Source organism: Schleiferilactobacillus shenzhenensis LY-73 (assembly GCF_000469325.1).
Classification (GTDB): Bacteria; Bacillota; Bacilli; order Lactobacillales; family Lactobacillaceae; genus Schleiferilactobacillus; species Schleiferilactobacillus shenzhenensis.
Genome location: NZ_KI271596.1, coordinates 11,751 through 34,535 on the forward strand (window position 1 = coordinate 11,751; position 22,785 = coordinate 34,535).

Annotated in this window: 15 protein-coding genes; 3 read left to right on the top strand and 12 right to left on the bottom strand. The window is 57.0% G+C overall.

From position 1 onward, the window contains the following. Positions 1–19: 19 nt before the first annotated feature. The 4 genes from L248_RS10305 to L248_RS10320 all read right to left on the bottom strand — a co-directional run bounded on the left by L248_RS10305 (position 20) and on the right by L248_RS10320 (position 5,708). Positions 20–910 (bottom strand): aldo/keto reductase, encoded by an 891-nt coding sequence (locus tag L248_RS10305; RefSeq protein WP_040536254.1) that lies wholly within the window; start codon positions 908–910, stop codon positions 20–22. A gap of 83 nt (positions 911–993) precedes the next feature. Further along, the gene (locus L248_RS10310; protein ID WP_040536256.1) at positions 994–3,591 is read right to left on the bottom strand and encodes a YfhO family protein; all 2,598 of its coding nucleotides are present in this window, start codon (positions 3,589–3,591) and stop codon (positions 994–996) included. Positions 3,592–3,804: 213 nt separating this feature from the next. Next, entirely contained in the window at positions 3,805–4,734 is a 930-nt protein-coding gene (gene rbsK, locus L248_RS10315; RefSeq protein WP_022530156.1) for a ribokinase, read from the bottom strand. A 59-nt stretch (positions 4,735–4,793) separates the two neighbouring features. Continuing rightward, on the bottom strand, positions 4,794–5,708 hold the full coding sequence (locus L248_RS10320; RefSeq protein ID WP_040536258.1) for a LacI family DNA-binding transcriptional regulator: 915 nt from the start codon (positions 5,706–5,708) through the stop codon (positions 4,794–4,796). 279 nt (positions 5,709–5,987) lie between these two features. Between L248_RS10320 and rpiA the strand changes: the two genes are divergently transcribed. Beyond that, entirely contained in the window at positions 5,988–6,683 is a 696-nt protein-coding gene (gene rpiA, locus L248_RS10325; protein ID WP_425423453.1) for a ribose-5-phosphate isomerase RpiA, read from the top strand. A 129-nt stretch (positions 6,684–6,812) separates the two neighbouring features. On the opposite strand, the gene L248_RS10330 is transcribed toward rpiA, so the two are convergent. Together L248_RS10330 and L248_RS10335 are read right to left on the bottom strand one after the other, a co-directional pair. Beyond that, the gene (locus tag L248_RS10330; protein ID WP_022530159.1) at positions 6,813–10,166 is read right to left on the bottom strand and encodes an MMPL family transporter; all 3,354 of its coding nucleotides are present in this window, start codon (positions 10,164–10,166) and stop codon (positions 6,813–6,815) included. Continuing rightward, complete coding sequence (locus L248_RS10335) at positions 10,153–10,767, bottom strand: TetR/AcrR family transcriptional regulator (protein WP_040536259.1); 615 nt, start codon at positions 10,765–10,767, stop codon at positions 10,153–10,155. The genes L248_RS10330 and L248_RS10335 overlap by 14 nt, the downstream gene beginning before the upstream one ends. Positions 10,768–11,107: 340 nt before the next feature. On the opposite strand from L248_RS10335, the gene L248_RS10340 reads away from it, so the two are divergent. Then, positions 11,108–12,583: a hypothetical protein gene (locus tag L248_RS10340; RefSeq protein WP_040536261.1), complete on the top strand. Its 1,476-nt coding sequence runs from the start codon at positions 11,108–11,110 to the stop codon at positions 12,581–12,583. 115 nt (positions 12,584–12,698) lie between these two features. On the opposite strand, the gene L248_RS10345 is transcribed toward L248_RS10340, so the two are convergent. From L248_RS10345 to L248_RS10355, 3 genes are all read right to left on the bottom strand, one after another. Beyond that, a complete protein-coding gene (locus tag L248_RS10345) occupies positions 12,699–15,740 on the bottom strand; it encodes a sulfatase-like hydrolase/transferase (RefSeq protein ID WP_196812029.1) in 3,042 nt (1,013 codons plus the stop codon). A 146-nt stretch (positions 15,741–15,886) separates the two neighbouring features. Further along, positions 15,887–18,199 carry a KxYKxGKxW signal peptide domain-containing protein gene (locus tag L248_RS10350; RefSeq protein WP_022530163.1) on the bottom strand — a complete coding sequence of 771 codons (2,313 nt, stop codon included), beginning with the start codon at positions 18,197–18,199 and terminating at the stop codon, positions 15,887–15,889. Positions 18,200–18,504: 305 nt separating this feature from the next. Further along, positions 18,505–19,194 (bottom strand): 2,3-diphosphoglycerate-dependent phosphoglycerate mutase, encoded by a 690-nt coding sequence (locus tag L248_RS10355; RefSeq protein ID WP_022530164.1) that lies wholly within the window; start codon positions 19,192–19,194, stop codon positions 18,505–18,507. Positions 19,195–19,335: 141 nt separating this feature from the next. Here L248_RS10355 and L248_RS10360 point away from each other — a divergent pair, with 141 nt between their 5' ends. Beyond that, positions 19,336–19,992 carry a Fic family protein gene (locus tag L248_RS10360; RefSeq protein WP_022530165.1) on the top strand — a complete coding sequence of 219 codons (657 nt, stop codon included), beginning with the start codon at positions 19,336–19,338 and terminating at the stop codon, positions 19,990–19,992. A gap of 15 nt (positions 19,993–20,007) precedes the next feature. On the opposite strand, the gene L248_RS15295 is transcribed toward L248_RS10360, so the two are convergent. From L248_RS15295 to L248_RS10375, 3 genes are read right to left on the bottom strand one after another with little or no spacing between them, the layout of a single operon-like run. After that, positions 20,008–21,102 carry a serine hydrolase domain-containing protein gene (locus tag L248_RS15295; RefSeq protein WP_022530166.1) on the bottom strand — a complete coding sequence of 365 codons (1,095 nt, stop codon included), beginning with the start codon at positions 21,100–21,102 and terminating at the stop codon, positions 20,008–20,010. Between the two features lie 14 nt (positions 21,103–21,116). Further along, positions 21,117–21,563 (bottom strand): aminoglycoside 6'-N-acetyltransferase, encoded by a 447-nt coding sequence (gene aac(6'), locus L248_RS10370; RefSeq protein WP_081701294.1) that lies wholly within the window; start codon positions 21,561–21,563, stop codon positions 21,117–21,119. Then, positions 21,526–22,614 carry an AI-2E family transporter gene (locus L248_RS10375; RefSeq protein ID WP_022530168.1) on the bottom strand — a complete coding sequence of 363 codons (1,089 nt, stop codon included), beginning with the start codon at positions 22,612–22,614 and terminating at the stop codon, positions 21,526–21,528. The genes aac(6') and L248_RS10375 overlap by 38 nt, the downstream gene beginning before the upstream one ends. Positions 22,615–22,785 lie beyond the last annotated feature (171 nt).

Consider the following 22,785-nt stretch of genomic DNA (forward strand, 5'->3'; position numbering starts at 1 on the left):
TCAGTCCCTTTTTTTCAAATCAATGCAAAAACGGAATCGGCTTACTAAAATCAAACGTCGTCGGGTCCTGGCGCTGACGGCCCTTCCCCGCCATGGCGGCCAGCTGCTGGTGGTCGTCGGCGTCCAGTTCGAAGTCGAAGACATCCGCGTTGGCCTTGATGTAGTCCTGGTGAACTGACTTAGGCAGCGGCAAGAAGCCCTGCTCCAAGCTCCACCGAATCAGGACCTGGGCCGGTGACTTGCCATGCTTCTTGGCCACAGCCGCCACCGTCTCACTCTTCAACAATTCCCCGGTACCCAGCGGGGAATACGCCTCGTTGAGCATCCCGTGGTCGCGGTTGTACTGGACCACGTCGGGTTGGGGAGAATACGGGTTAAGGAAGATCTGGTTGACCATCGGCGCCGTCTTGGCGGTCTTCGCCAACGCCTTCAGATGTTTGGGTAAGAAATTCGATACTCCGATCGCCCGGGCCTTGCCCAAGTGGAAAATGTGCTCCATCGCCCGCCACGTCTCAGCGTTCAAGTGCTGCCAATCCTGGTGGTGCGCAGCCGGTTCCGGCCAGTGGATCAGGTACAGGTCGATGTAGTCCAATCCCAGCCGGGTCAGGGAATCCTGGAAGGCCCGGAGCACATCGTCATACGAGTTCCGTTGTTCATTCCACAATTTGGTGGTGACAAACAACTGGTCCCGGGGCACGCCGGCGTCGCGGATTGCCCGGCCGACCGCCTGCTCATTGTCGTAGGTAGCTGCCGTGTCGATATGCCGGTAGCCGGCGTCCAGCGCCCATTTTACCGACTGGTAGGCGTCCTCCGGGGACGATTGCCAGGTGCCGAAGCCGATGACGGGAATCTTGACCCCGTTGGCCAATTCATATGTATCCGTCATACTGTGGGCATTAATTGCAGTCATACGATCCATCCTTTCTGAAAATGGTTTCCTCATTAAGTGTAAGGAACACGGCCAAGAAAAGTCAAGCCGCTCGCCAAGCACGACTATTGCTCAAACACATTTGTGCCGGCTTCGGATTTCTTCCTGTGGCGGCCATAAATGACGGTCCCCAGGAGCAGAACGAGACCGAGAATACTGAGCATCATTCCCCAGGTCAGCCCGGGCAGCTTGTACCGCAATGTGACCCGATGCTTCCCGGCAGTCAAGGGTACGCTGAGAAAGGCGCTCGCGGATCGGCGGACAGGTGCTGCCCGACCGTCCACCACAGCATGCCAGCCCGAAGCAAAGGGAATCAGCGTCATCAGCTGCTGCCCAGCGCCCACCGTGATTGTACCGCTGAGCTGATTGCCGCTGCGCTTGGTGATCCGCCAGGCCTGGGCATTCAAGCGCGTGACCGCACTGTGCAAAATGGCGGGACGCAGCTGAGCGATGCGCAACGGCTGCGCTTCTGTTTTGCGCCGCAGGGTCCAGCGCACATTCACTTGCCCATTTTGGGGAAGAAGGCCGACGACAATGGGTCCGGTCGACTCAACAGGTAAAATCACTTTTTCGCCATTGATCGTCACCGCCGAGTCGTGCAAAGCGGCCGGCTGGACGATCACGTAAGTGGGCAGCTGTCGGGTGACCGGCGTATTACTGGTCACGGTGGCGGCGCGGCCCTTGCGGCTAGGGACCAGCGCAGTCCCTTCCCGGTGCACATTGGTCAGAACAGCGCGAGCGGCGGGTACGCTGGTGAAAAATTCATCATCGGCACCAGTCAAGGTATTCATCATCAGCGTTTGGTTGGCTAACGGGTCCGTCGGGGACAGCTTGCCTAAGGCCGCCTGACGGTCAACGGCAAACCCCACCGGCAAAGTGTTCGGACTTTGGCGCACGGTCATGGCCCCGCGCTGGTAGACAACGGATTCCGCTGTCAGATCCGTACGGAGATTAGTTCGGGTCTGGTCATTAACGGCCGTGTACTGCACGCCCAACAGTGCATCGCTCACTTGGGTGCCGGTGACACCGGCGTAACCGCGGTTCCCCGCCGGCAGTCCGAGGGCCTGGTATAAATTGACCACAGCAGTGCTGCTTGGCCCGGCTGCCGCCGTCCCGCTGGCATGCCCAGCCTCTAATGATTGATTGACCTGACCAGGAGTGAGCGGCACTGCCGCCACCCGGTACCAGTCCGCGTCAGCCTGCTTCCGGACTGCATTCTGCCACTGGAGGGTCGTTTGACTGCTGCGGGCTAGTGCGGCGGTGCTCACCCGTGGCAGCGTCGCCATGCTGAGGGTCGCATTGGCACCCACTTCTCCCACCACGGCGAGGAGCACCAGCCAGCGCCAGATACGCGCGCTGCGCCGCTGCCAGAGCACGATGCCCAGGAGGAGCAGCAATAAGAAAGCCCCACTCAAAGCCAGCCGCACCGGCGTGATGCCCGCCACTTGGTGCCGCAGTAAAAAGGCGTAGACCAAAACCGCCCCGGCCACCAGGGTTGGTGGGAACCAGGATTCAAAGTGCCAGTAGACGATCTGGGTCAGCTGCGTGGCGGCTAAATAAATCAGCCAGAAACTGACCAGAAAACTGAACCGGAACGGATAGGCCTGGGGCAGCTGCAGCCCGTGCCAGAACAGGTTGATGCCATTAAAAACAAAGCCCGCCCCGAGGACAAACGCGACCAGCCCGCCAGCGATTTTCTCCCTTAACGCAAAGCGGGTACTGAAAAAGTAGCCGACGAAGGCGAAGAGGGCCAAGGTGCCGATGAAGACATTGGGCAAGCCGTTGCTCGGTGAGCCGATGATCAGCTTCGCCGGCGTCTGGGTCCAACCGGCGATGAACAGCGGCAGCTTGGGCGTCGCTTGCGTCCCCTTCCCGGCCAGCAGGTCCAGCAGGGTCGGCACCACGACGACCATACTCAATAAGCCGCCCAGCAGGGAGCCCCACACGAAGCGGCCGAGCTGGCGCAGCGCTCGCCGCCAGTCGTACCAGGACATGATGATCATATAGGCGCAATAGAGCACCAGGAAGACCGCCAGCATGTAGGCAATGTAATAATTACTGATGACGGCTAGAGCCAACAATAAGGTATAGGGCAGAAAACTGCCTTTATCCAGCAAGCGGCGCACCGCCCAGACCAGCAGCGGCAGCAAGATGACGCCGTCCAGCCACATCAGGTTCATTTGGTACACAACAGTGTAGCCCATCAAGGCATAGCTCAGGGCCAGGGCCAGGTTGATCGCCCGCTCCAGAGTCGGTTCGATCTGCCGCAGCATGAAGCTCATCGCCGCCGCTGCCCAGCCGATCTTCAATAGAATAATGCCGTAAAGCACCTGGGGCAGCCGCTCGGGCGGGAATAATAGCGTGAGTAAATTGAACGGACTCAGTAAGTAGTAGGCCCAGTTGCCGGCCATACTGCCGCCTAGGCCGTTGGCGAAGCTGTAGCCGATCTGGTCAGTCGCCCCCGCCCAGACATGGCGATAATATTGGAAGAAAGACAAGTACTGCTGGCTCAGGTCGCCGCCCAGCCAGTTGCCGCCGGTCAAGGGATTGGCCCGAGCCAGGCTGCCAGCAAGGAAGAACACGCCGGCAGCCAAACCAAAGGCGGCCAGCCAATCCCAGCGCCGGGCCGGTCGGTTCTGGTAATCGAAATCGACAACGTTCACGAAGAATGCCACTCCTTTTCAGGACCCCAATTGGGTCTTTCCCATTGTACCCGAAAGGCGGTAACAAAGGCAGGGGCTCGGGGAAATGTATGGCTAAAGGGCGTACCCTGTCATGGGATTGTGGCTGCTTTCAGAAATACGTTCGTCCCGTCGGCAGCGTTTCTGCCCAGACAAAAAAGCGCCGCCCTGTGGGTGACGCCAAGTGAATCGCGGTTATTCATTCTCTTGGGCCGCCGCCAGCACCGCCTGCCGGTGCGGCAACGACGGAATGGCCCCCAGTCCCTGCACCGCCAGGGAAGAGGCCCGCTGCGCATACTGCACTGCGCTGGTCAGGTTGCTCAGATTGGGCTGCAGTTCGGATGCCAGCGCGCCAATGAAGGCATCGCCGGCACCGGTGGTGTCCACCGCCTGGACAGAAAAAGCGGGCATGAGCTGGGCCCTGTCCGGGGTGGCCACGTAGGCGCCTTTCTCCCCGAGGGTGATGATCACGATGCCCACACCCCGGTCGCGGAAGTACGCCGCGTTCGCTTGGAGGGACGCGGCGTCGGTAATTGGAACGCCCGTCAGCGCGCCGCTCTCGGTCTCGTTGGGCACAATGATGTCGGTATGCGTCAACAGTTCCGGCGTCAGCCGCTGGTTCGCCGGAGCAGGGTTGAGAATCGTCCGCACGCCGGCCTGCTTGGCCTGTTGGAAGGCGGCGGCCGCGGCGGGAATCGGGGTTTCACATTCCGTGATCACAAAACTGGCGGCCTTGATCGGCTCCGCCGCCGCGGCCACATCCTCCGGCATCACTTGGTAATTCGCACCGTGGTCGATGATGATCGAGTTCTGCCCGCTTTCTTGCAGAAGAATGTACGCCTGGCCAGTGGGCAGCGTATGACTGGTGACGACGTGGCGGACGTCGATGCCCTCTTTCTTCAACTTCTCGATCATCAGCCAGCCGTTGTTATCGTCCCCGACCCGGCCGACGAAGGTGGTCGCCGCCCCGCTCCGGGCACTGGCGACGGCTTGGTTCGCGCCCTTACCGCCGGGCGCCTGGGAGAAGCCGGTCATGGCGATGGTCTCCCCCGGTTGGGGCAGACGGGCGACGTGAAGCGTGTTATCGATGTTGATACTGCCGATGATGACGACGTGATTGGTCATTGCAGAAATGCCTGCTTTCTCTCTAGAATTCTATCTCTATGGTAACGAACCGGCGGGGCTTAGTCGAACTTGGCCCGGGCGGTGCTGTTCCGAATCTGGAGCTGCACCGGCAGCGGGGCGGGCAGCGCGGGCGTCTGGCCAGCAATCTGGGCCAATATACACGCCGCCACCGCGTGGCCCAGGGCCATCACCGGCTGGTTGACGGTGGTCAGCTCCGGGGTGACGTAAGCGGCCAAGTCAGTGTTGTCGTAGCCGGCCACCGAATAATCCTGGGGCACCCGCTTGCCCAGGCGGGCCAGCCCCTTGAGCAGCCCAATGGCCAGGTCGTCATCAATGGCGATGATGGCCGTAATGCTGGGCAGCCGGACGACCTGAGCGGCCGCCGCTTCCCCTGCTGCGCGGGTCAAGGGGGCAGAGACATACGTCACGGCCTTGCTGGGGATACCGTGCCGAGCGAGAGCATCCAAGTAGCCGCGGTACCGGGTGGCCATGTTGAAAGGAAGCTGGGGCGGACAGACAATGGCGAAGCGCTTGTGACCTAAGCCTACCAGATGGTCCACTACTTGCCCGGCACCCGCCGTGTCATCCACGCTGATCCGGGCCGCCCCGGGGATATCGTCGGCCTGATCGGTGAGGACGTAGGGCAGCGCAGTGGTCTGGGCCATTTCAGCCACGATGCGGGTCGTGACCTTCGGGGCGCAAAGAATCAGCCCCTTCTGCACCGCCGGGACGAAGCGCGTCAGCAAATGATCTAAGTCCATCGCATCCAGTTCGGCATTGAACACTTCCGTGTAATACCCCGCCGGCTGCAGCGTCTCCGCAACGCCGCTGAGCAGCTTGGGGAAGAACGGATTCATCAAGGTCGGCACGACCACCCCGATCGACCGGCGCAATTGGGGCCCGTATCGCCCCGTATAAGTAATGGGATAATGGTTGTTCGGCACACCCACGTCCACGTGATCAGCTTCTTTCATTTCCTGCTTCACGCCCCAATCGTGAAGCCCGTCACCTCAGTTTAGCACGTAGTTCTATTATACCGTATCGTGCTCACTTCATCACGTATTTCGTCAGAAAAGTGCTTTATACCATTGTTTTATTTGGACCGTTCCAATTTATTAGATGTTAGAATCCTTTATATCAAGCCATTTCTACCAACTTCACGTGTATATTCGGTCCTAAAAATATTTCGAATGAGGTTTCACAAGTTGAGCATTTTCATGTATACTAAGGGTACATTCAAGGAGGTCATCGCCATGCTGAGCCAACTCGATCAAAACACGATGAAAGAAAGAGCCGCCCGCCAAGCCGCGGACACCGTCTGGAACGGTGCCCGGTTGGGGGTCGGCACCGGCTCCACCGTCAAGTTCTTCATTGATGCCCTGGGTGAGCGCAAGGCCGCTGGCCTGCAGCTTGGGGCCGTGGTCACCACATCGTCCCGGTCTAAGGCACAGCTTGAGGGCCTGGGCTTCACCGTCAGCGAACTGGCCGACGTGGAACAGCTGGACCTCACTGTGGACGGGGCCGACCGGGTGGACAGCCACCTGGACGGCATCAAGGGCGGCGGCGGCGCGTTGACGCTGGAAAAAAACGTCGCCGTCCACTCCGCCCACAACACCTGGATCGTCGACGAGTCCAAGGTCGTCGACCACTTAGGCGGTTTCCCCCTGCCCGTCGAGGTCCTGCCGATCAGTGCGAAGCAAGTCTACAATCAATTTGAAGACGAAGGCCTGCTGCCCCAGTTCCGCACGACCGCCACTGGCGAACGTTACGTAACCCACTACGGCAACTACATCATTGACCTCTACATCGATCCGCTGCCGGCTCCGCGGGGCTTGGCCACCTATCTGGACAGTACCGTCGGCGTGGTGGAACACGGCTTGTTCCTAGGCATCTGCGATACGGTGATCATTGCCCGGGAAGACGGCACGATTGACGTGAAGAAACGGTAATTCGTTGCACCGGCAAATACCAAAAGCATCCATTGACTGCGGTGGGTGCTTTTTCTTTGTCAACTCTTCACGGCATCAAAAAGCACGCATCGGCCATCGCCGGTGCGTGCTTTTCATTTGATACGTGCGTTACTTTTCTGTCTTCTTCGCCGAATCAGTCGTCTGCTTCTCCCCGTCGCCTGCCGCTTCACTCTCGGCAGTATACGCGGCACTGCCCTTCTTCGGCAGCTTCTGCGACCGGGCGACCCATTCGACTGCCGCCGACAGCATCAGCGGCAGAGTGATCACCAGAATCACCAAACCGATAATCACGGCTAAGGCGACCTGGATCAGCGTCGTGACGCCCGACGGCATCAACGCGGCGAAGGTGCCGCTGAGGATGACGGCCGCGGAAATAACGACGGCCCCAATGGCCCCCGCTGCCCGCAGCATCCGCTTCGCGGTGTTGTGCTCGATCACCCGCAGGTCGCGGAAGCGGATCATCAGGAAGATACTGTAATCCACGCCCAGCGCAATCAGCATGATGAAGGAGAAGAACGGTGTGTTCCACGTCAGCATCGGTGCGCCGAGGAAGACCTTGGTGACGATGTGCGTCAGGCTCAACGAGGTGACGTAAGCCATCAGCAGCGTCGCCAGAATGGTCAGCGGTTGGATGATTGACCGCGTCACGACCATCAGGGCGATGGCAATCCCGGCGACCATAATCACCGCCGTCCGCAGGAAGTCGCCGTTAGCCAGCTCCTGCAGGTCCGCCGTTTGCGATGTCTGGCCGCCGACCGCGACGGTGGCGTCCTTCAACGCCCCGTGCTTCAGCTTGGCTTGGATGTCGCTTTGAATCGTCCGCAGCCGCTTGGCCGATGCCAGCGTGGCCGGGTCGCCCTTGAAGACCATCGTCAGCGTGGTGATCTTGTTACCATCCGCCATGTAATTGGCCAGCGCCGGCTTGAAGGTCTTGCTGCTGATGGTGTCCTTAGGAATGTAGAACTGGTCGCCCATGTAAGACGATTGCAAGCCGCTCAGGTACGACTTCATGGTGGCATTGCCCTTCTGCAGGGTGGTCAGACCGTCGTTGGCACTGACCAGGCCCTTCTGCAGCTGACTGACTTGCGTCCCCAAGGCTTTGACCTGGGTGTTCATCTGCTGCACCCCGGCATTCACCTGCTGGGTGCCGCTGGCCAGGGACGACGCGCCGCTATTCAGCGTGCCGCTGTTCTTGGCGAGCTGCTGGGTCCCGGCAGAAAGCTGACCAATCCCGCTCGTCAGGGCCGGCAGCTGGCCGTTCAGCGACTGCACACCGCTGTTGACCTGCGTCGTCCCACTAGCGAGACTGTTGGCCCCGTTCTTCAGGGTACTGCCATTAGCCGCGAGCTGCTGCCCGCCGCTGGCCAGTTGGCCGATCCCGTTCGTCAAGGCCGGCATCTGCCCGTTCAAGCTGGTCAAGCCGTTGCTCACCTGGCTGGTGCCGGTATTCAACTGGCCGACGCCGCTGCTGAACTGGTTGATGCCATTGCTCACCGGCCCGGTGACCGCACTCGCTCCGGGAATCTGGTTGGCCAGCGTAATCAGCTGCTGGGCGAGTTGAGAAATCTGCTGCACCTGGGTATTCAATTGACTCATCCCCGTCTGCAGTTTCGTGCCCGCCGCCGACAGCTGACTGACACCGCTGGTCAAGACCGGCGTCTTGCTTTGCAGCGAGGCAATGCCGCTGTTCACTTGGTCGACCCCGGCAGTGTATTGATTGATCCCGGACGCCAGACTGCTGGCCCCCGTCTGCAGCTGCTGGGTAGCGCTGGCCAGCTGACTGACACCGCTGGTCAGGCTGGGTACCTTGCTCTGCATCTGGCTGACACCGCTATTGACCTGGCCCACGCCCGCCGTATACTGGCTGACGCCGCTGTTGAGCTGGCTGGCCCCGCTTTGCAGCTGCTGGGTACCGTCCGCCAGCTGCTGGACCTTGGCCAGCTGACCATTCACGTCAGCGGCCGTCAGCTGCTTATTGGCATCGTTCAACCCGGACTGGATCTGCTTCAGCCCCTTCGTGGACTGGTCCAGCCCTGAGACGACAGTGCCCAGCTGGTTCTTCAGGTAGAGTTGAGAAAGTTTACTGCCTCCCGGCTGGGTGACAGACGCCACGGTCTTGACGCCCTTTTCTTCCTGGAGGTACTGGGTCAAATCATCCACCGCCGCCAAGTCTTCCTGGGTGTTCAGCGGCTTCTTGCTCTCGATGTAGACCGTCGAGGGGGCCGTCATCCCCTTGGAATAGTGCTTCTGAATCAGGCGGTAGCCGACCTTGGAGGGCACGGATTCCGGCAGCTCGTCAGCGTTGTTGAAGTTCAGCGTCTGGTTCATCGTGAAGGCGAAGGGCAGGGCCAGAATGACGATGGCGCCGATGGTGATGATCGGCTGGGCCAAGCCCCACGTGGACAGCCGGTGCCACAGGCGGCTCTCGGCTTCCCCGCCGCTGGTCTTACTGGGCCAGAAAAGCTTGGCCCCCAGCGTACTCATGAAGAACATGTTCAAGGTGAGGAGCACCGGCAGCAGCACGGCGACCCCCACGGCCACGCCCACCGCGGACTGGTAGAAGGAGAACTTCGCCAATGCCAGGACGGTGAAGCCGATGAGCACGGACAGACCCGAGTAGAGAATCGTTCGGCCGCCGTACCGCAGCGTCCGCTTGGTGGCGGTCACTGCGTCGTAGCCCTCCCCCAAGTTGCCTTTGAAGGTGTTGTACAGCAGGATATTATAGTCCGTCCCGATCCCGAACAGCACCACGACCATGAAGACCTGGGTGAAGTTAGAAATGGGGAAGTTTTGGTACTGGGCCAAGTTCATCACGATGCTCAGGCTGGTGATGAACGCCACCCCCACGGTGATCAGCGAGGCGATCGGCACCACTGGCGACTTGAAGACGATGATCAGCACGATCAGGATGAAGACGATGGCGATGATCTCGGTCTTCTGAATCCCTTTCTCAGTGATCGTTGAAAAGTCGTCGTTCAGCACGTCCGAACCGGTAATATAGGTCTTCAACCCAGCCGTTTTGACCTGCTTTTGCAGGGCTTTGCTTTGGACACTCACCCGGCCATTGGCCTTGGCGGTAATCATGGCCATCTGGGTGGTGCCGTCCTTGGCGACTAGCTGTTTCTTAGTTTCGGCATTGTCGTTGGGGGCCGTGATGCTTTCCACGCTCAGTCCCTTGACGTTGTGAATGTCTTTAATCGTCCGATTGACGGCTTTGATCTGGTCGGCCGACAATTTTTGATTACCGTTATTGAACACGGCGATATATGTACGCACCGTCTTGTTGTTATTGGCTTTCTTCTCGATGCGGGTCGCCATCTGGCTCTCCACGTTATCGGGCAGCTTGATGGCCCCCTTGTCCCGGGTCAGCTGGCTGACGTTGGGCATCAGCACAACGGCCGCCACGACGATGACGATCCAGGCAATCAGGGCGAGGATATGGTGCTCTCTAAACTTCTTCACTAAAAACCTTCCTCTCCACAGTCAATGCGTTCCATAACTGGTTTTTCAATTGGCGAATGATGCGGGTATCCTCCGGCTGGATCCGGGCGAAGTGGCGCCGGGCCCAGAGAAAACTGATCATCATTTGGACGCTGCCGTACATTAACACGAGTTGAGCATCCGCCGACCCTGGCACGATCACCTTGCTGTCCTGACCGGCTTTGAGAAAGTCGGTGAAGTAGGCGATCACCTTGTCCCGGGCCGCTTGGCTGTCAGCGTCCAGCATCTCATTGAACACGTTCAGGTTCATGAACTGCAGCTCCACCGTGTAGTGGGTCATCAGGGCCGTGGCGGCATCGAAGATCTGACTGAACTGGTCTTCAATGCTTGCCTGGCGGTCCACCGCGTCCTGGATTTCTGACAGAAAGAGGGTCAGCACCTTCTGGAACAAATGGTTCAAGATGTTGTCCTTATTCTTGAAGTACCGGTAGACGGTGCCGACCCCCACCCGGGCCGCCCGGGCAATGGACGGGACATTCGTCTCCGCATACCCCTGGGTGGTGAACAGATGCAGAGCGGCCTCCATAATGGCCTCCCCTTTGTTACTCGTGGCTTTGTCCATTGTTTTTTTCTTCCCCTCAACGTACTGTTTTCTGAAACTGGAATGAACGTTCATTCCGTATACTAAAACTTGGCTTGGCATCCGTCAACCCCGATTGTTAATGAACACGGTTCCAACTTGAAAAAATGTTGTATCTCACAGACCGGTTGGGTAGGATTAAGAGGCAGGCATTATTGGCCTATCGCCTATTGTATATTGATATACCAGAATGGTCTGCCGTGAAAGGAGTAAGTAAATTATGTCTGATTCACCCGTTTCCAGTCGCCACAGGGCGGCTCCCCTTTGGCGTCGCCCGCACGTCATTCACTACATATTATTGGTCGTTCTGGGAATCGCTGTGATGACCTTTATCAGTAAATCCTCGTTCCTGTATCCAGCCAATGATTGGGACGATGTCAATGCCTTCCTGACGATGGGCAAAGGGTGGGCGCATGGCCTTGTGCCCTACCGCAACCTTTTTGAGCAGAAAGGCCCAATTCTGTATTTGTTCTACATGCTTGCCTACTTTATTTCCAATTCCTATTTTGGGGTATATGTATTGGAATGCCTTTTCTTCATTACCGACCTGATCCTTTTCTACCACATGGGTCGGCTGTTCTTGGACGATACTAAGAGTCTGCTCTTTGCGGCCATCACCGGAATCGTGATCACTGTTTCCCCATTCTTTGGCGAAGGTGGCAGCGCTGAAGAATTCATGATGCCTGCCATCATTTTTGTTTTATACCTTGGCCTGCGCCTGCCCCGCCGTGAATGGACCGTCAGCAACTGGTATTACTTTGCCTTCGGTATCACCGGGACCTTGATTTTTTGGATCAAGTACACGGCCATCGGCGCTCACGTGGGCTTTCTCCTCGCCCTCATGATCATTCTTGCCCTCCAGGGCCGCATGGCCGCATTGGGTAAAGCCCTCTTGGCCATGCTCGGCGGGACCGCAGTCGTGACTGTGCCCCTGCTCGTCTACTTTGCCCTGGTGAACGGAGTGCAGCCGCTGTTTCATGTGTATTTTTATACCAATATCGCCTTGTACGCGAATCCAGCCAGTACCATTGTCGGACGGTTTTCCCAGGCGATTACCCTCTTCTTGCAGACGGCCGACCAGACCCCTCTGCTTTTTCTGTTATTTCTCGGTGCCATTTTCCTGCCCATCTTTGCTCGTCCGGATAAGAATCGGCTTTTCCCGGACAACAACACCATTTTCCTGTATATGGCCAGTCTCTTCACTTTGGCCATTTCTACCTTTGCGGGCGGGCTGGAACTGCCCTACTACTTGCTGATCATGACGCCTTTTGCCGCCGTGCCGCTGTTGTGGGTGTTCACTCGCATGCACACTGCCCCCAATCAGCTGCAGATCGGGTTTGCATTGCTCGCGGTCTTCTGTGTTATCCTGGGCCTCAACACCAACGTTCGGCGGTCTCGTCTGTTCCCAAACAACCCCTCGATCTCTCTCAGCAAGAAACAAACCGAACCCGCCCAGACGGAGTTTGCACGCATTATTCACAAGGTGCCTAATGCCACACTGCTTAACTACGGAACATTGGACATGGGCATCTATCAGGCTGCCGATGTCTTGCCAACCACCTATTACTTCGAGAAGCAAAACATTGACGATGATCGCCTGCCAGAAATGATGGCTGTACAAAATGCCCTCATCAACTACAAGAAAGTGGATTTTGTCGTTACGAGCGTCCCTTATGGGACCTCCATGAAGAAAGCCAATCCAGCCTTAACCAACGGAAATTACCGGGAAGTCGCCAAGCGCCACCTGATGATCCATGAGGATAAAGTGACTTGGCGGTTATACCAAGTAAAGAAGTAATCGTCTACCTTGCAGAACAGCACTGGGCAGTCCCAGTAAATAAAATCACCCCGCAGACCATTTGGCCCGCAGGGTGATTTTTTGGTCTGCCTGAATACTTCGGCAGTGTCGTGTATTACTTAGCTTGCCCTGGATTTTTTGTGAAGGTCTTGCTCTGTAACGCATATTCGTTACCCGCGGCTAAGTCGTACTGAATCAGCCGATAATCCGCGTAGAGCCGCTTTTGCGCAGCAGTCATCTTGTCCTCAGAGAATTTGCGCCCGTTCTTCCCGACCCAGTCCGGTCGAGTCATGGTTTGTCCGTCGGCCTGCTTCTCCGTCACTGGCGGCATGGACATGATCGGCAGCTTCTTCTGAACGTCCGTCAATAAAGCCTCATACGGTGACACCTTGGCATCAAGCTGGGCCAGGACTAAGGCAATAAAATCGTTCGTGCCGACGTACTTCGCGGCTGGCAAAATCTTCTTGTGCCCCGCGCGGGCGGCCTTGTTCGAATAAATAAAATACGTGGTCGCGTGCATCTTGATCGGCTGCGCGCTGACATAACTGCCGGAAAGAATGCCCGGGTAATGATCGCCATAAAAAACGACTGTCACTGGCTTATCCAGCCGATCCAAGGCCTTAATGAAACTGTCCACCGCTTTGTCCGTCCGACTGACACCATACGTGAATGTGGCCATCGCACCGGTCGTGTCCTTATCGCTTAGCGCTGTCCCTGAGACGTGCCCTTTATAGGGATTCTTTGGATAAAAGCTGGTGTCGTAGGGCATATGGTTTTGCATCGTCACCAGTTGGATAAACTGAGGACCGCTGCGAGCGTTCAGCTGCTTCAGCGCATTGGCATATGCTGTCTGGTCCGACAAATAAGGATTGTCCTGGACCTTGTGTTTGTCCGTGATGGGATACCGGCTGCCCAGGTAAGAAAACTTCGCTAACCCCATTTTCTGATATACCTGGATCCGGTTGTAGAATTCGCCGTTGTATGGGTGAATGGCACTGCCGTACGCAAAATTTTGATTGAACGAGATCACGTCATGGTCGGTCGGCACGACTTGGGAATAGGGAACGATATCCGCTGCAAAGTTACCCATCGTCAGCCCCGTCATACTTTCGTACTCCATGTTGGCGGTACCGCCACCGTAACCGGCACTGAGCATGTGGCCGCTGGTCGTCGTCTTCATCAAGCTCCGAATCCTGGGCATGGGATCACTGCCGGAGACCTTCGTATTCGGAAACTCCGTCGGATCGGTGAAACTTTCACTCAAGTTGAAGATGACGTTCTGGTCGCCAATATTGGTCGACCGCGTCTTATTGATGACCGCCGCCCGCTTCTCGTAAGCGGCCACGATCGCCTGAATCCGTGCTTTAGAATAGCCGGCCGGTTGGTCCATGACCTTCACGTCCACCGCGTTGACGAATTGGAGCAGCGGACCGCTCATCTGCACGCCTTTTTGGGGTGTAATGGTGTTCTGGGTGTTCCCAATGGCGGCGTTGACCACCTGAGAATATGAGCCGGGGTTGTTGATCGTCAGCGGAGAGAACAGCAGCAGTGCGCCGGCTGCGACACCAGCCAAACGCCAGGGCCACGCCACCCGAATCTTCCGGGGGAGGCGCCTTTCTAACAGCACGATACCCACGATGGGCAGGGCAATCAGAATCACCAGGAGCACCCACACGAAGCCGCCGCCCAGCATGCCGACCAGTTCCGGCAGGGCCCGCAACTCGTCCAGATCCGCCGGCGTCACGGGAGCGGAACGATACACCATCTTGATGGCATTCGCGATGGTCCAGATCAGATAGACGCTCTCGGTCAAAATGAAGCTGAGCCAAAAACGCGTGGTGACGACGTACAGGACGAAGAATGCGGCGAAGAGAAAGGCCAGCGTATACCAAATCATCGTCTGCCCATCCGTCAATAAGTACTGCCAAACAGACTCCGAGGCACCTTCCAGATCCAGCATAATCCTGCCCCCGGGGGACATGGCCAAAAATGAGCCAAAAACGGTGAGGTAGAAGACGCCCAGCAAAACGAGGAGCGGCCACTGCGCAGCAATGAACCGCCGGCCAACTGCCCGCAGGGACTGCCAGCCATCCCGAAAGTCCCCGGAAATCGTAAATGCTAAATGCCGGGTCAGCCACCCCGCCGGTCGTTGGAGGAAGCGCTGAGCGAGAAGCCCCCAGGCCCAGGTCGCAATGCTCAGCCCGACAGCCAGGCCAATCGACACCATGGTAAAATCACTCATGCTGGAACCGAAGGCCTCGGCAAAGAAGCCATAAATGACTTGCCCAATGCCGGCGGCTTGACTGAGGGTGAACACGATGACCAATGTCCGGCAAACCGCCGAGGCATCCGTAAGGGTCATACTCGGCATAATGAATAGAATGGTCAAGCCGGCTACCAGTAACAGCGGCAGTCCCAAGGGCGTACTCAGGCGGTCAACCAAAGCGCCTGCCCCATGCCCTTCACTGGCCAGCAATAGTTGGGCCGTCCACGTCAGCCCCAGCACCGCCGCCAGCAGAGCGCTGCTGCGCCACCGCCGCATGGCCGTCCAACGGCTGCGGCGTAATACCATGCCAATCCAAAACAGACCCACTAATAGGGGCAAAATGGCATACTGTCCCGGGTGCGGCGGATCGATCTGCAGGAAACTGCCAAGGGCTGCCACAACTACGGCCACTACCCAGCCAAGCCACTGGCCGCCCTTTTCCAGCAGCCAAAGCAGTGCTGGCTGGAAAAGCAGCGCCAGCAGCATCCCCGTCAGCACCAGACTGACCCGCTGGCTGATTGGAAAGACACTGCTGAGAATAGCGGTGAGCGTCAGCTGTTTAGAACTGACAAAAACCAAAGCGGTGCCGACCATGAGACTGCTCACGGCAGTAAGCCAGAGAATCACCGGCCGAGCCAAAGATAGCCGCTTCTCACCGTTCAGATAACCAGCCAAGAGGAAAAGAAAAGGAACGACCCCCTGCGTGATCGTATTGAGCATGTGCAATGCCGTCCAAGACGCGGTGAACTGATTAGGCACACTGCTATAGAAACCGTACTGCCGGTTTAACACAAGAATGCCCAGAAAAACAAAAGCACCACCGCCTAAGCTGAGCAGTACCTGCCACAATGGTGAGTTTCTTTTCTCCAATGATGCCACTACTTTCCCCATGTTTTTGATCATGCTGTCATGTGCATGCTATTACATTGTACAAGGAAAACAGGGGTTATGGAAACTGTCTTGTTTCGCAAAAAAAGGCCGCAAAAAAAGCGACCCGAGAAATCATCCCGGGCCGCTGACAGATCGTGGCGTCATTCTTACTGAACGTACATACCGAAGTCGGAACGGACATAGACACCCGTTGCCACCCGGTAAAACAGCTGATTGCCGATGGTCAGCCGGCCGGTCACCTGCCACCGCGTATTGGGATTGAGGAACTGTCCCCGAATCACGCGGCCGTTGCTATCGAAAGTGACGGCGGTAATATCGCCGACTTGGAAAAGCCCGCGGGTGTTGTCCTGAATCTGTTCGGAGACATCATTAGCGGATACCCATTGATTGTCTGCCACCAGATAGGCGGAGCTGCCGTCTGGGTTCTGCGCCACTGCCCAAATCTTCCAGGCACTGCGCGTTACCAGCCGCTGGACAGCATCACCGGTCTTGGTGGGGTTGCGATAGGTCAGGGCGCCATTGATATTGGTCACGGTAACTGCGCCGGTTCGGCTGGTCACCCGAGCGGTAGTGACGTCATCGCCCTTGACCCAGCCTTTGCTGCTGACCAGGTAGTACACCGTACCGTCCTGCATGACCGCTTTCGAATGGGCTTGCCACGGCGACGTCATCTGCAAGCGAGGCAAATTCGCGGCCAGCGTGAATTGATTGGTGTTTTCGTCAAAGACGTATTGCGGTGCCTGGCTGCGTTGAACGTAAACCACGTCGCTAGTATCCGTAAACGTGGGCCGGCTGGACTCGACAGCGACGTCGCCGACGCGCACATAGACATTGATCCCAATCTGGAAACCGGTGGTCTTGCCGTCGTGAAGAATCTTTTGCGGTGCTGCCCACCGCGAACCATAGGCCAGAGCCTGGCCGGTGATGGGTTTCGTGAGGGCCACATCCGAATACGTTTGTGTGTTGTCCGTAATGATTCGCAGCACACCATTGAACGCCTGGACGACATAATCGGTCACCGCCGTCGTTTGGACATCGGCAGCTTTCACATATTCGTTGGTGGCCACTTTATACGCCACCAGGTCACCCTTCGTGTCGTAAACCTTTGTAAAATATTTCCAACCAGTACCCACCGCAAGCGTTCGGTTAGCGATTTGCTTGGAGAGGTCCTTGTCCGTATACAGCTTGGCCCCCTCCGTGTTTTTGACGTAGACGACACCAGTGGCCGCTTGTTCCACATTGCCCGTTGCTTTCTTGTAATGGAAATCAACAGTATAGGTGGTGTCCTGCTTGATCGTCTTGGAGAAAGTAAACGTGCCGTTATTGGCGTCCTGCTTCGTGCCATCCAAGTTCACGTAATCAAATGTCCAGCCATCGTGGTAAGCCGCGCCGATGGGAATCGTGTCGCCGCTCTTCACCGTGATCGTCCGCTGGGCAATGATGGCGCCGTCTGTCCAATCCCGCACGTTGATGGTTGCGACGGCACTATTAGTTTGCGCTTTGACTGCCTTATCCAAGTAACTCGTGATGTCGGCCAGTGCCCCTTTGTAATCCGGGAAGGAAACGCTGGTGCTGATCTTCTTGGCGGACACGATGGCGTCGATGACCTGCTGGTTGGTTTCATTCAAGTATCCGGTCACTTGGGACTTGGCTTTGAGAAACGCCGCCACCGCGTCATCCGTACTGGCATTCAGCAGTTTCTTGGCAGTAGCCGCCGCCACCGTATTGGCAACCGTTGGCCACTGGGTGTTCAATTCATTGCTGCTGGTCGTTCCGGTCACCAGAGCAGACAAGGTCTGCGCCTGGCTGCCTGAACCCGCAGTTAGTGTAGCCCATTGGCCAGCGGTCAGGGCGTCTTGCAAGGCTGTCTTATTCTTGTTCAAGTCGGTCTTCGTAAAGAAATCGTCCAGTTTGGTCAAGGCAGTCTGGTACTGGGGTTCCTGCCCCGCGGGTGTATTGCCGGTGGCAATAAGATCATCGGTCGCCTTCTGGTTTGTCAGATTGGTGAAGTTAGTCACTGTGGCATTTTTTACTTTAAATGCATTAATTGCTGTTACATTAGCCGGACTCGTGCTGTCGGGCAACGCCAAATGTTTCTGAATCTTGGCGGTGACATAGTTCGCCATGGCCTTTTGCCAGACAGTGTTCAGCTGATCACTGTTTTTTGCGTCATCAAATGATGTTCCTAAGGTGCCGCCAGCACCATTCGCTTGTCCACTCCAGCTGATGCCCACTGTCTTGAACGCGTTATCCAACGTCGTCTTTAACGCGGTTTTCTGTTGATCGAGTGTACTCGCTGCCTGAACTGTCTTGGTGACGGTCACACTGGAAGAATCATCTGCCGCCTGGGCCACCGGTGTCTGCAACGCCAACGGGACACCGATTGCGGCAGTGGCCACGATACCAGCCACCCAGCGCTTCCCGGACTTGTGCAAACGATAATGTTCTTTTCTTTCCATCGAAATCTCCCCCTTATTCTGCCGATAACAGCTCCAAAATAAGTATATGACATTGCTTGGGAAGTGCCAACCAATACCATCTGAAAATTTGATTCAAAAAAGGGCCGTAATCCGCTGATTTCTGGGATGACGGATATCGTTGCGGCAGAGCAGGCACTTGTAGGAAAACAGGATGCCGCACGCTGATTTGCTTGCCTTTGCTCAACCAGCTTTCTCAATAATGACCGTGTTGAGAATCGAACGTATACGAAAAAAGTGCCCTCCAATGAGGACACTTCCTGTTCTGCTAGATGCAAGCAAAACGATTAGTCAAGCTTCGTCTTCGACTGCACATCCAAGTGCTTGTTAAAGTCGTAGACAACGGGTTCGCCGGTGGCCATTTCCAAGTTCATGATGTCTGCATCCGAGATGTTCTCGATGTACTTGGTCAAGGCACGCAGGGAATTACCGTGGGCAGCAATGATGACGTTCTTGCCTTGAATTAAGTCCGGCGCAATGTGGTCTTCCCAGAAGGGAATAACCCGCTCCAGCGTCACCTTCAAGTTCTCGCCGCCAGGAATGATCCGGGGATCAAGGTTGGCGTAACGGCGATCCTTCGCTGCTGAACCTTCGTCGGTCTCCTTCAACAAAGGAGGCAGAACGTCGTAAGAACGACGCCAGATGTGAACCTGTTCTGCACCGTACTTGTCGGCGGTCTCCTTCTTGTTCAGGCCTTGCAGAGCGCCGTAGTGGCGTTCGTTCAAGCGCCAAGTCTTCATTTCAGGGATCCACAGTTGGCCGCAGCCTTCTAGGGCATAGTGCAGGGTCTTGATGGCCCGAGTCAGCACGGATGTGTATGCTTGGTCGAACTCGATGCCGCTTTGCTTCAGCAGTTCGCCGGCATGCTGGGCTTCTTCGACCCCTTTTTCAGAAAGGTCAACGTCGACCCAACCAGTGAACTGGTTGGACAGGTTCCAGGCAGACTGGCCGTGACGAATCAATACAAGTTTTGCCATTGTAAAAATTAACTCCTCGCCTTTTGAATTTACCCTTTCAGTTTACACGGAAACCGGTGAAAATCATAGTGCCGGCGAGCAGTTCCACGCCGCGGCTTTGCTATAATAAGGCCTATAACGTCAGCCCAGGAAGGGAAAAACATGCTGGATAAATTTTCGTTAACCCGCACACAAGAACAGAACCTGATGGAGAAAAACATGTCCCAACTGGTTTACCTCGCGGGTAAATTTGAACATCTGCAAACGTCCCTGCTGGACACCAAGGCCATCCTATCAGATCTTCCGGTGGCCGGCGTTAAACCCAGCACCATTCGTGTGATTCTCAATTTGCACGATGCTTTCACGTACGCCACTGTACCTACAAGCACTGCCCCAGTTACCGTTGAGACGATCTCGCACATCAACTTGCTGGTCCAAGGGGGAGGTGCACCTGAAGCCGGTCAATTCCGTGACCGCGCCATCGTCGTGCCTTTGACCGATGACGAATACCAACCGCCCATTCCGGATCCTGTAGAAACAACAACGGCCGTTCATTCAATCCTCGCCGCAGACACCAGCACCACCGACCGGGCCCTCACACTGCTCCTCTGGCTCATGCGCAGCCAGCTCTTCCTCGACGGCAACAAGCGCACCGCCCTGGTCGCCGCCAATGCGCTCCTCTTTTCTGACAATCGCGGGCTGCTGGCCATTCCCGAGGACAAACTCCACTGGTTCAACTGGCAGTTGGAGAAATTCTACAAAAACGGCGCTGATGCCAGCCTAAAACAATGGCTGTACACCAACGCCCTCTTCGGGTAACTTTTCTTCCACTAATTACAAATGATCTAGAATATCCTCCGCCATCTGCTTCGTATCGGTGTCCGTGAACTGGTTGGCGAACATCAGCACACCGGCGGAATTATTGTTGTACGCTTCAAAAATCGTATTGAAGCTGTTGGGAAAGTCGTCGTATTGGCCGACGACCAAGCGGGTGTCGGCGTCCACGTTGAAGAAGCCGCCGCTGTAGTTGCCGTCGTGGTCCGGCTTGTCCGTAAGTTCCTGGAACTGGGCGCGGGTGAGCAGGCGGCCGTCGCTGAGGGCGAGTTGGAACGTGGCCATGTCCTTGATCGACATGTAGAGCGACCCGGTGCCGAGCAAGCTGGAGAGCAGCTTGCGGTCCAGCTCCTCGGGGACGTAATCCCGGCCGTCGTACTTGTAGCCCTCGGCGACGCTGGATCCCTTGGGAATCCGGTCAAAATCGTAGGTGTGGGTCATGTGCAGCGGGTCCAGCACCCGGTGCTTCAGCACGGAATAAAAGTCGCTGCCGGTGATCTTATCCACGATCCCCGCAAGCAAAACAAAATTGGCATTGGTGTAATTGAACGTCTTCTGCTGGGTGTTGCTCACCTCACGGACGGTGTAAGCCAGAGCCGCTGCGTCGGTCTTCAATTCACTGGCCGGGGCAATTTCGTCCATTGCTAGGCCTGACGTATGATTCAAGAGCTCACGAATACTGACCTGGTCCGCTCCGCTGATTTGCGGATAGAACCGGCTCAGCTTGGTCGTGTAATTCAGCTTGCCCTCCCGAATCAGCTGGGCAATGAGCAGCCCGGTCATGGTCTTCTCCATGGAGGCCACCGGGAACAGCGTATCGCCGGTGATTGGCTGCTTGGTGTCCGCGTTAGCGTAGCCGTAAGTCCGCAACGCCGTCACCTGGCCTTTTTGAATCGTCAGGATAGCCCCTTTGAAGTGGGTCGGCGCGACCTCGGCGTCAATTGCTTTGGTCAGCTTTCCCCCATTCAATTTCACGGTACTCCGGGCCACTCCGCCGGCCAAATCAGGCCGGTACAGCACACTGCGCCAAAGACCGACACCCGCCAAAGCTAGGGCCGCGATGCCGGCGAGGAGCGCCCACCATTTCTTCCGCATGACCGCCCCACCCCTTAATTCTTACGCAGGTAATGCACGAGCCGGGCGGTCTCCTCGAAGCCCAGCGCCTCGTGGAACGCCTGGGAGACGGTATTGTCCAGGGCCACGTCGCTGCCCATGGCCGAGACGCGCTGCGTGCGCAGCCAGTGGGCGGCGGCGTTGACCAGCTCCGTGCCGATGCCCTGGCGGCGATAATCCGGCAGGACGTAGATGCCCTCTAAGTAGCCGGTGGGCGAGGTGTCGGAACCTTCCACATAGTCCCGACGCAGGGTCACTTCACAGAAGCCCACTGCTTTTTGCCCGTCCATAGCCAGCCAGTAGTGGCTCTTCGCCGCCTGCACCGCCGTTTGGGCGGCTACGATCAGGTCCAGGAGCGGGTGCTCCGGCCACAGCGCGTGCTGCAAGTCCGCGACTTGACGCACATTACTTTTCGTCACCGTCATGATCTGAATCGCCATCATCGACAACCTCCTTCGCAATCTTCTTCACCTTCGGCAATCGCTTCGGCCGGGGGATGCTCTTCACCCCCAGAATATCCAGTAAGAAAGTAAAGACGGGAATACCCACGATCAAGCCCCACGGTCCCATCAGCTCCGGTGCCAGGATCAGCACCACGAAGGTGAAGAAGACCGGCAGCTGAGTGCGGCTGGCCATGAACTTGGGGTTGAGAATGTAGGCTTCCAGCACGTGGATTACTGCAATCATGATCAGGATGTAGACCACGTAACGCCAGCCGCCCACGGTGTAAGCCACCAGTGCCAGCGGTACCAAGGAGATGATCACCCCGGCTACTGGCACCAGCGACAGGAAGAACACCATCGCCGTCAAGCTGGCCAGGTTCGGCATCCGCATGATGGCCAAGGTCACCCCGGTGATCGTCGTGTTCACCAACGCGATGAACAGCTGGGCTTCCAAGACGACCCCGAACGTGTTCACGAATTTCTGCGCGAAGTAGTTGAAGTCTTGGAAGAACCAATCGAAGTCGCTGGTGAGAAAGTTATGGCCGAACCGCTTCAGATCATCGAACTCCACGGCGAAGAAGAAGCTGAGAATGAACGCAATGACGATGGCCAAGCCCACGTGGCCGATGCTGGTAATCGTGGAGACCAGGCCGGTCAGCCCATTGTGCAGCTGCGTCGTCAGTCCGAGGCGGTCGACCCAGCGGGTCATGAAGCTCCACGCCGCATTCTGGTCGAATGCTGGACTGTTGTAGAACTTCACCAGGCTGTCCACGACGTGGTACGTCTCCTTGACGATGATCGGCACATAATGGGTCAAAATCAGGTAGACCCCGCCAAGAATCAGCAGGTACAGCGGCGCGATGACCGTCCAGGGCCGCTTGATCGTCCAGTGCCGGCGCAGGTGCTGGAGCAGCCGGACCGCCAAGAAAGAAAAGATGAACGTGAGCAGGATCTCGGTGAGCATACTGCGGGTGATGAACAGGATAAAAGCGATGATGAAGAAAACTGTCCACCGTCGTAACCGGGTATTGCTCACAAATTTATCGTACATTCTGCACCGTTCCTTCCGCTTGGGTTCAGTATAACGCTTTGTCTCTTCTATCTTATAGCAAGGTGCCTGGCGAAACATCATGCTTTGGGCCGGTTTGGGTAACAGTTTTGTAAGAACGGGACTGGGACAAAATTCTCCCTCGACGCCGTGCCAAAGCTCCGCAAGCTCCGG

Coding starts and splice junctions, on each gene's coding strand:
- L248_RS10305 (WP_040536254.1), bottom strand. CDS start 910: ATGACTGCAATTAATGCCCACAGTATGACGGATACATATGAATTGGCC.
- rbsK (WP_022530156.1), bottom strand. CDS start 4,734: ATGACCAATCACGTCGTCATCATCGGCAGTATCAACATCGATAACACG.
- L248_RS10320 (WP_040536258.1), bottom strand. CDS start 5,708: ATGAAAGAAGCTGATCACGTGGACGTGGGTGTGCCGAACAACCATTAT.
- rpiA (WP_425423453.1), top strand. CDS start 5,988: ATGCTGAGCCAACTCGATCAAAACACGATGAAAGAAAGAGCCGCCCGC.
- L248_RS10335 (WP_040536259.1), bottom strand. CDS start 10,767: ATGGACAAAGCCACGAGTAACAAAGGGGAGGCCATTATGGAGGCCGCT.
- L248_RS10340 (WP_040536261.1), top strand. CDS start 11,108: ATGACCTTTATCAGTAAATCCTCGTTCCTGTATCCAGCCAATGATTGG.
- L248_RS10345 (WP_196812029.1), bottom strand. CDS start 15,740: ATGGGGAAAGTAGTGGCATCATTGGAGAAAAGAAACTCACCATTGTGG.
- L248_RS10350 (WP_022530163.1), bottom strand. CDS start 18,199: ATGGAAAGAAAAGAACATTATCGTTTGCACAAGTCCGGGAAGCGCTGG.
- L248_RS10355 (WP_022530164.1), bottom strand. CDS start 19,194: ATGGCAAAACTTGTATTGATTCGTCACGGCCAGTCTGCCTGGAACCTG.
- L248_RS10360 (WP_022530165.1), top strand. CDS start 19,336: ATGCTGGATAAATTTTCGTTAACCCGCACACAAGAACAGAACCTGATG.
- L248_RS15295 (WP_022530166.1), bottom strand. CDS start 21,102: ATGCGGAAGAAATGGTGGGCGCTCCTCGCCGGCATCGCGGCCCTAGCT.
- L248_RS10375 (WP_022530168.1), bottom strand. CDS start 22,614: ATGTACGATAAATTTGTGAGCAATACCCGGTTACGACGGTGGACAGTT.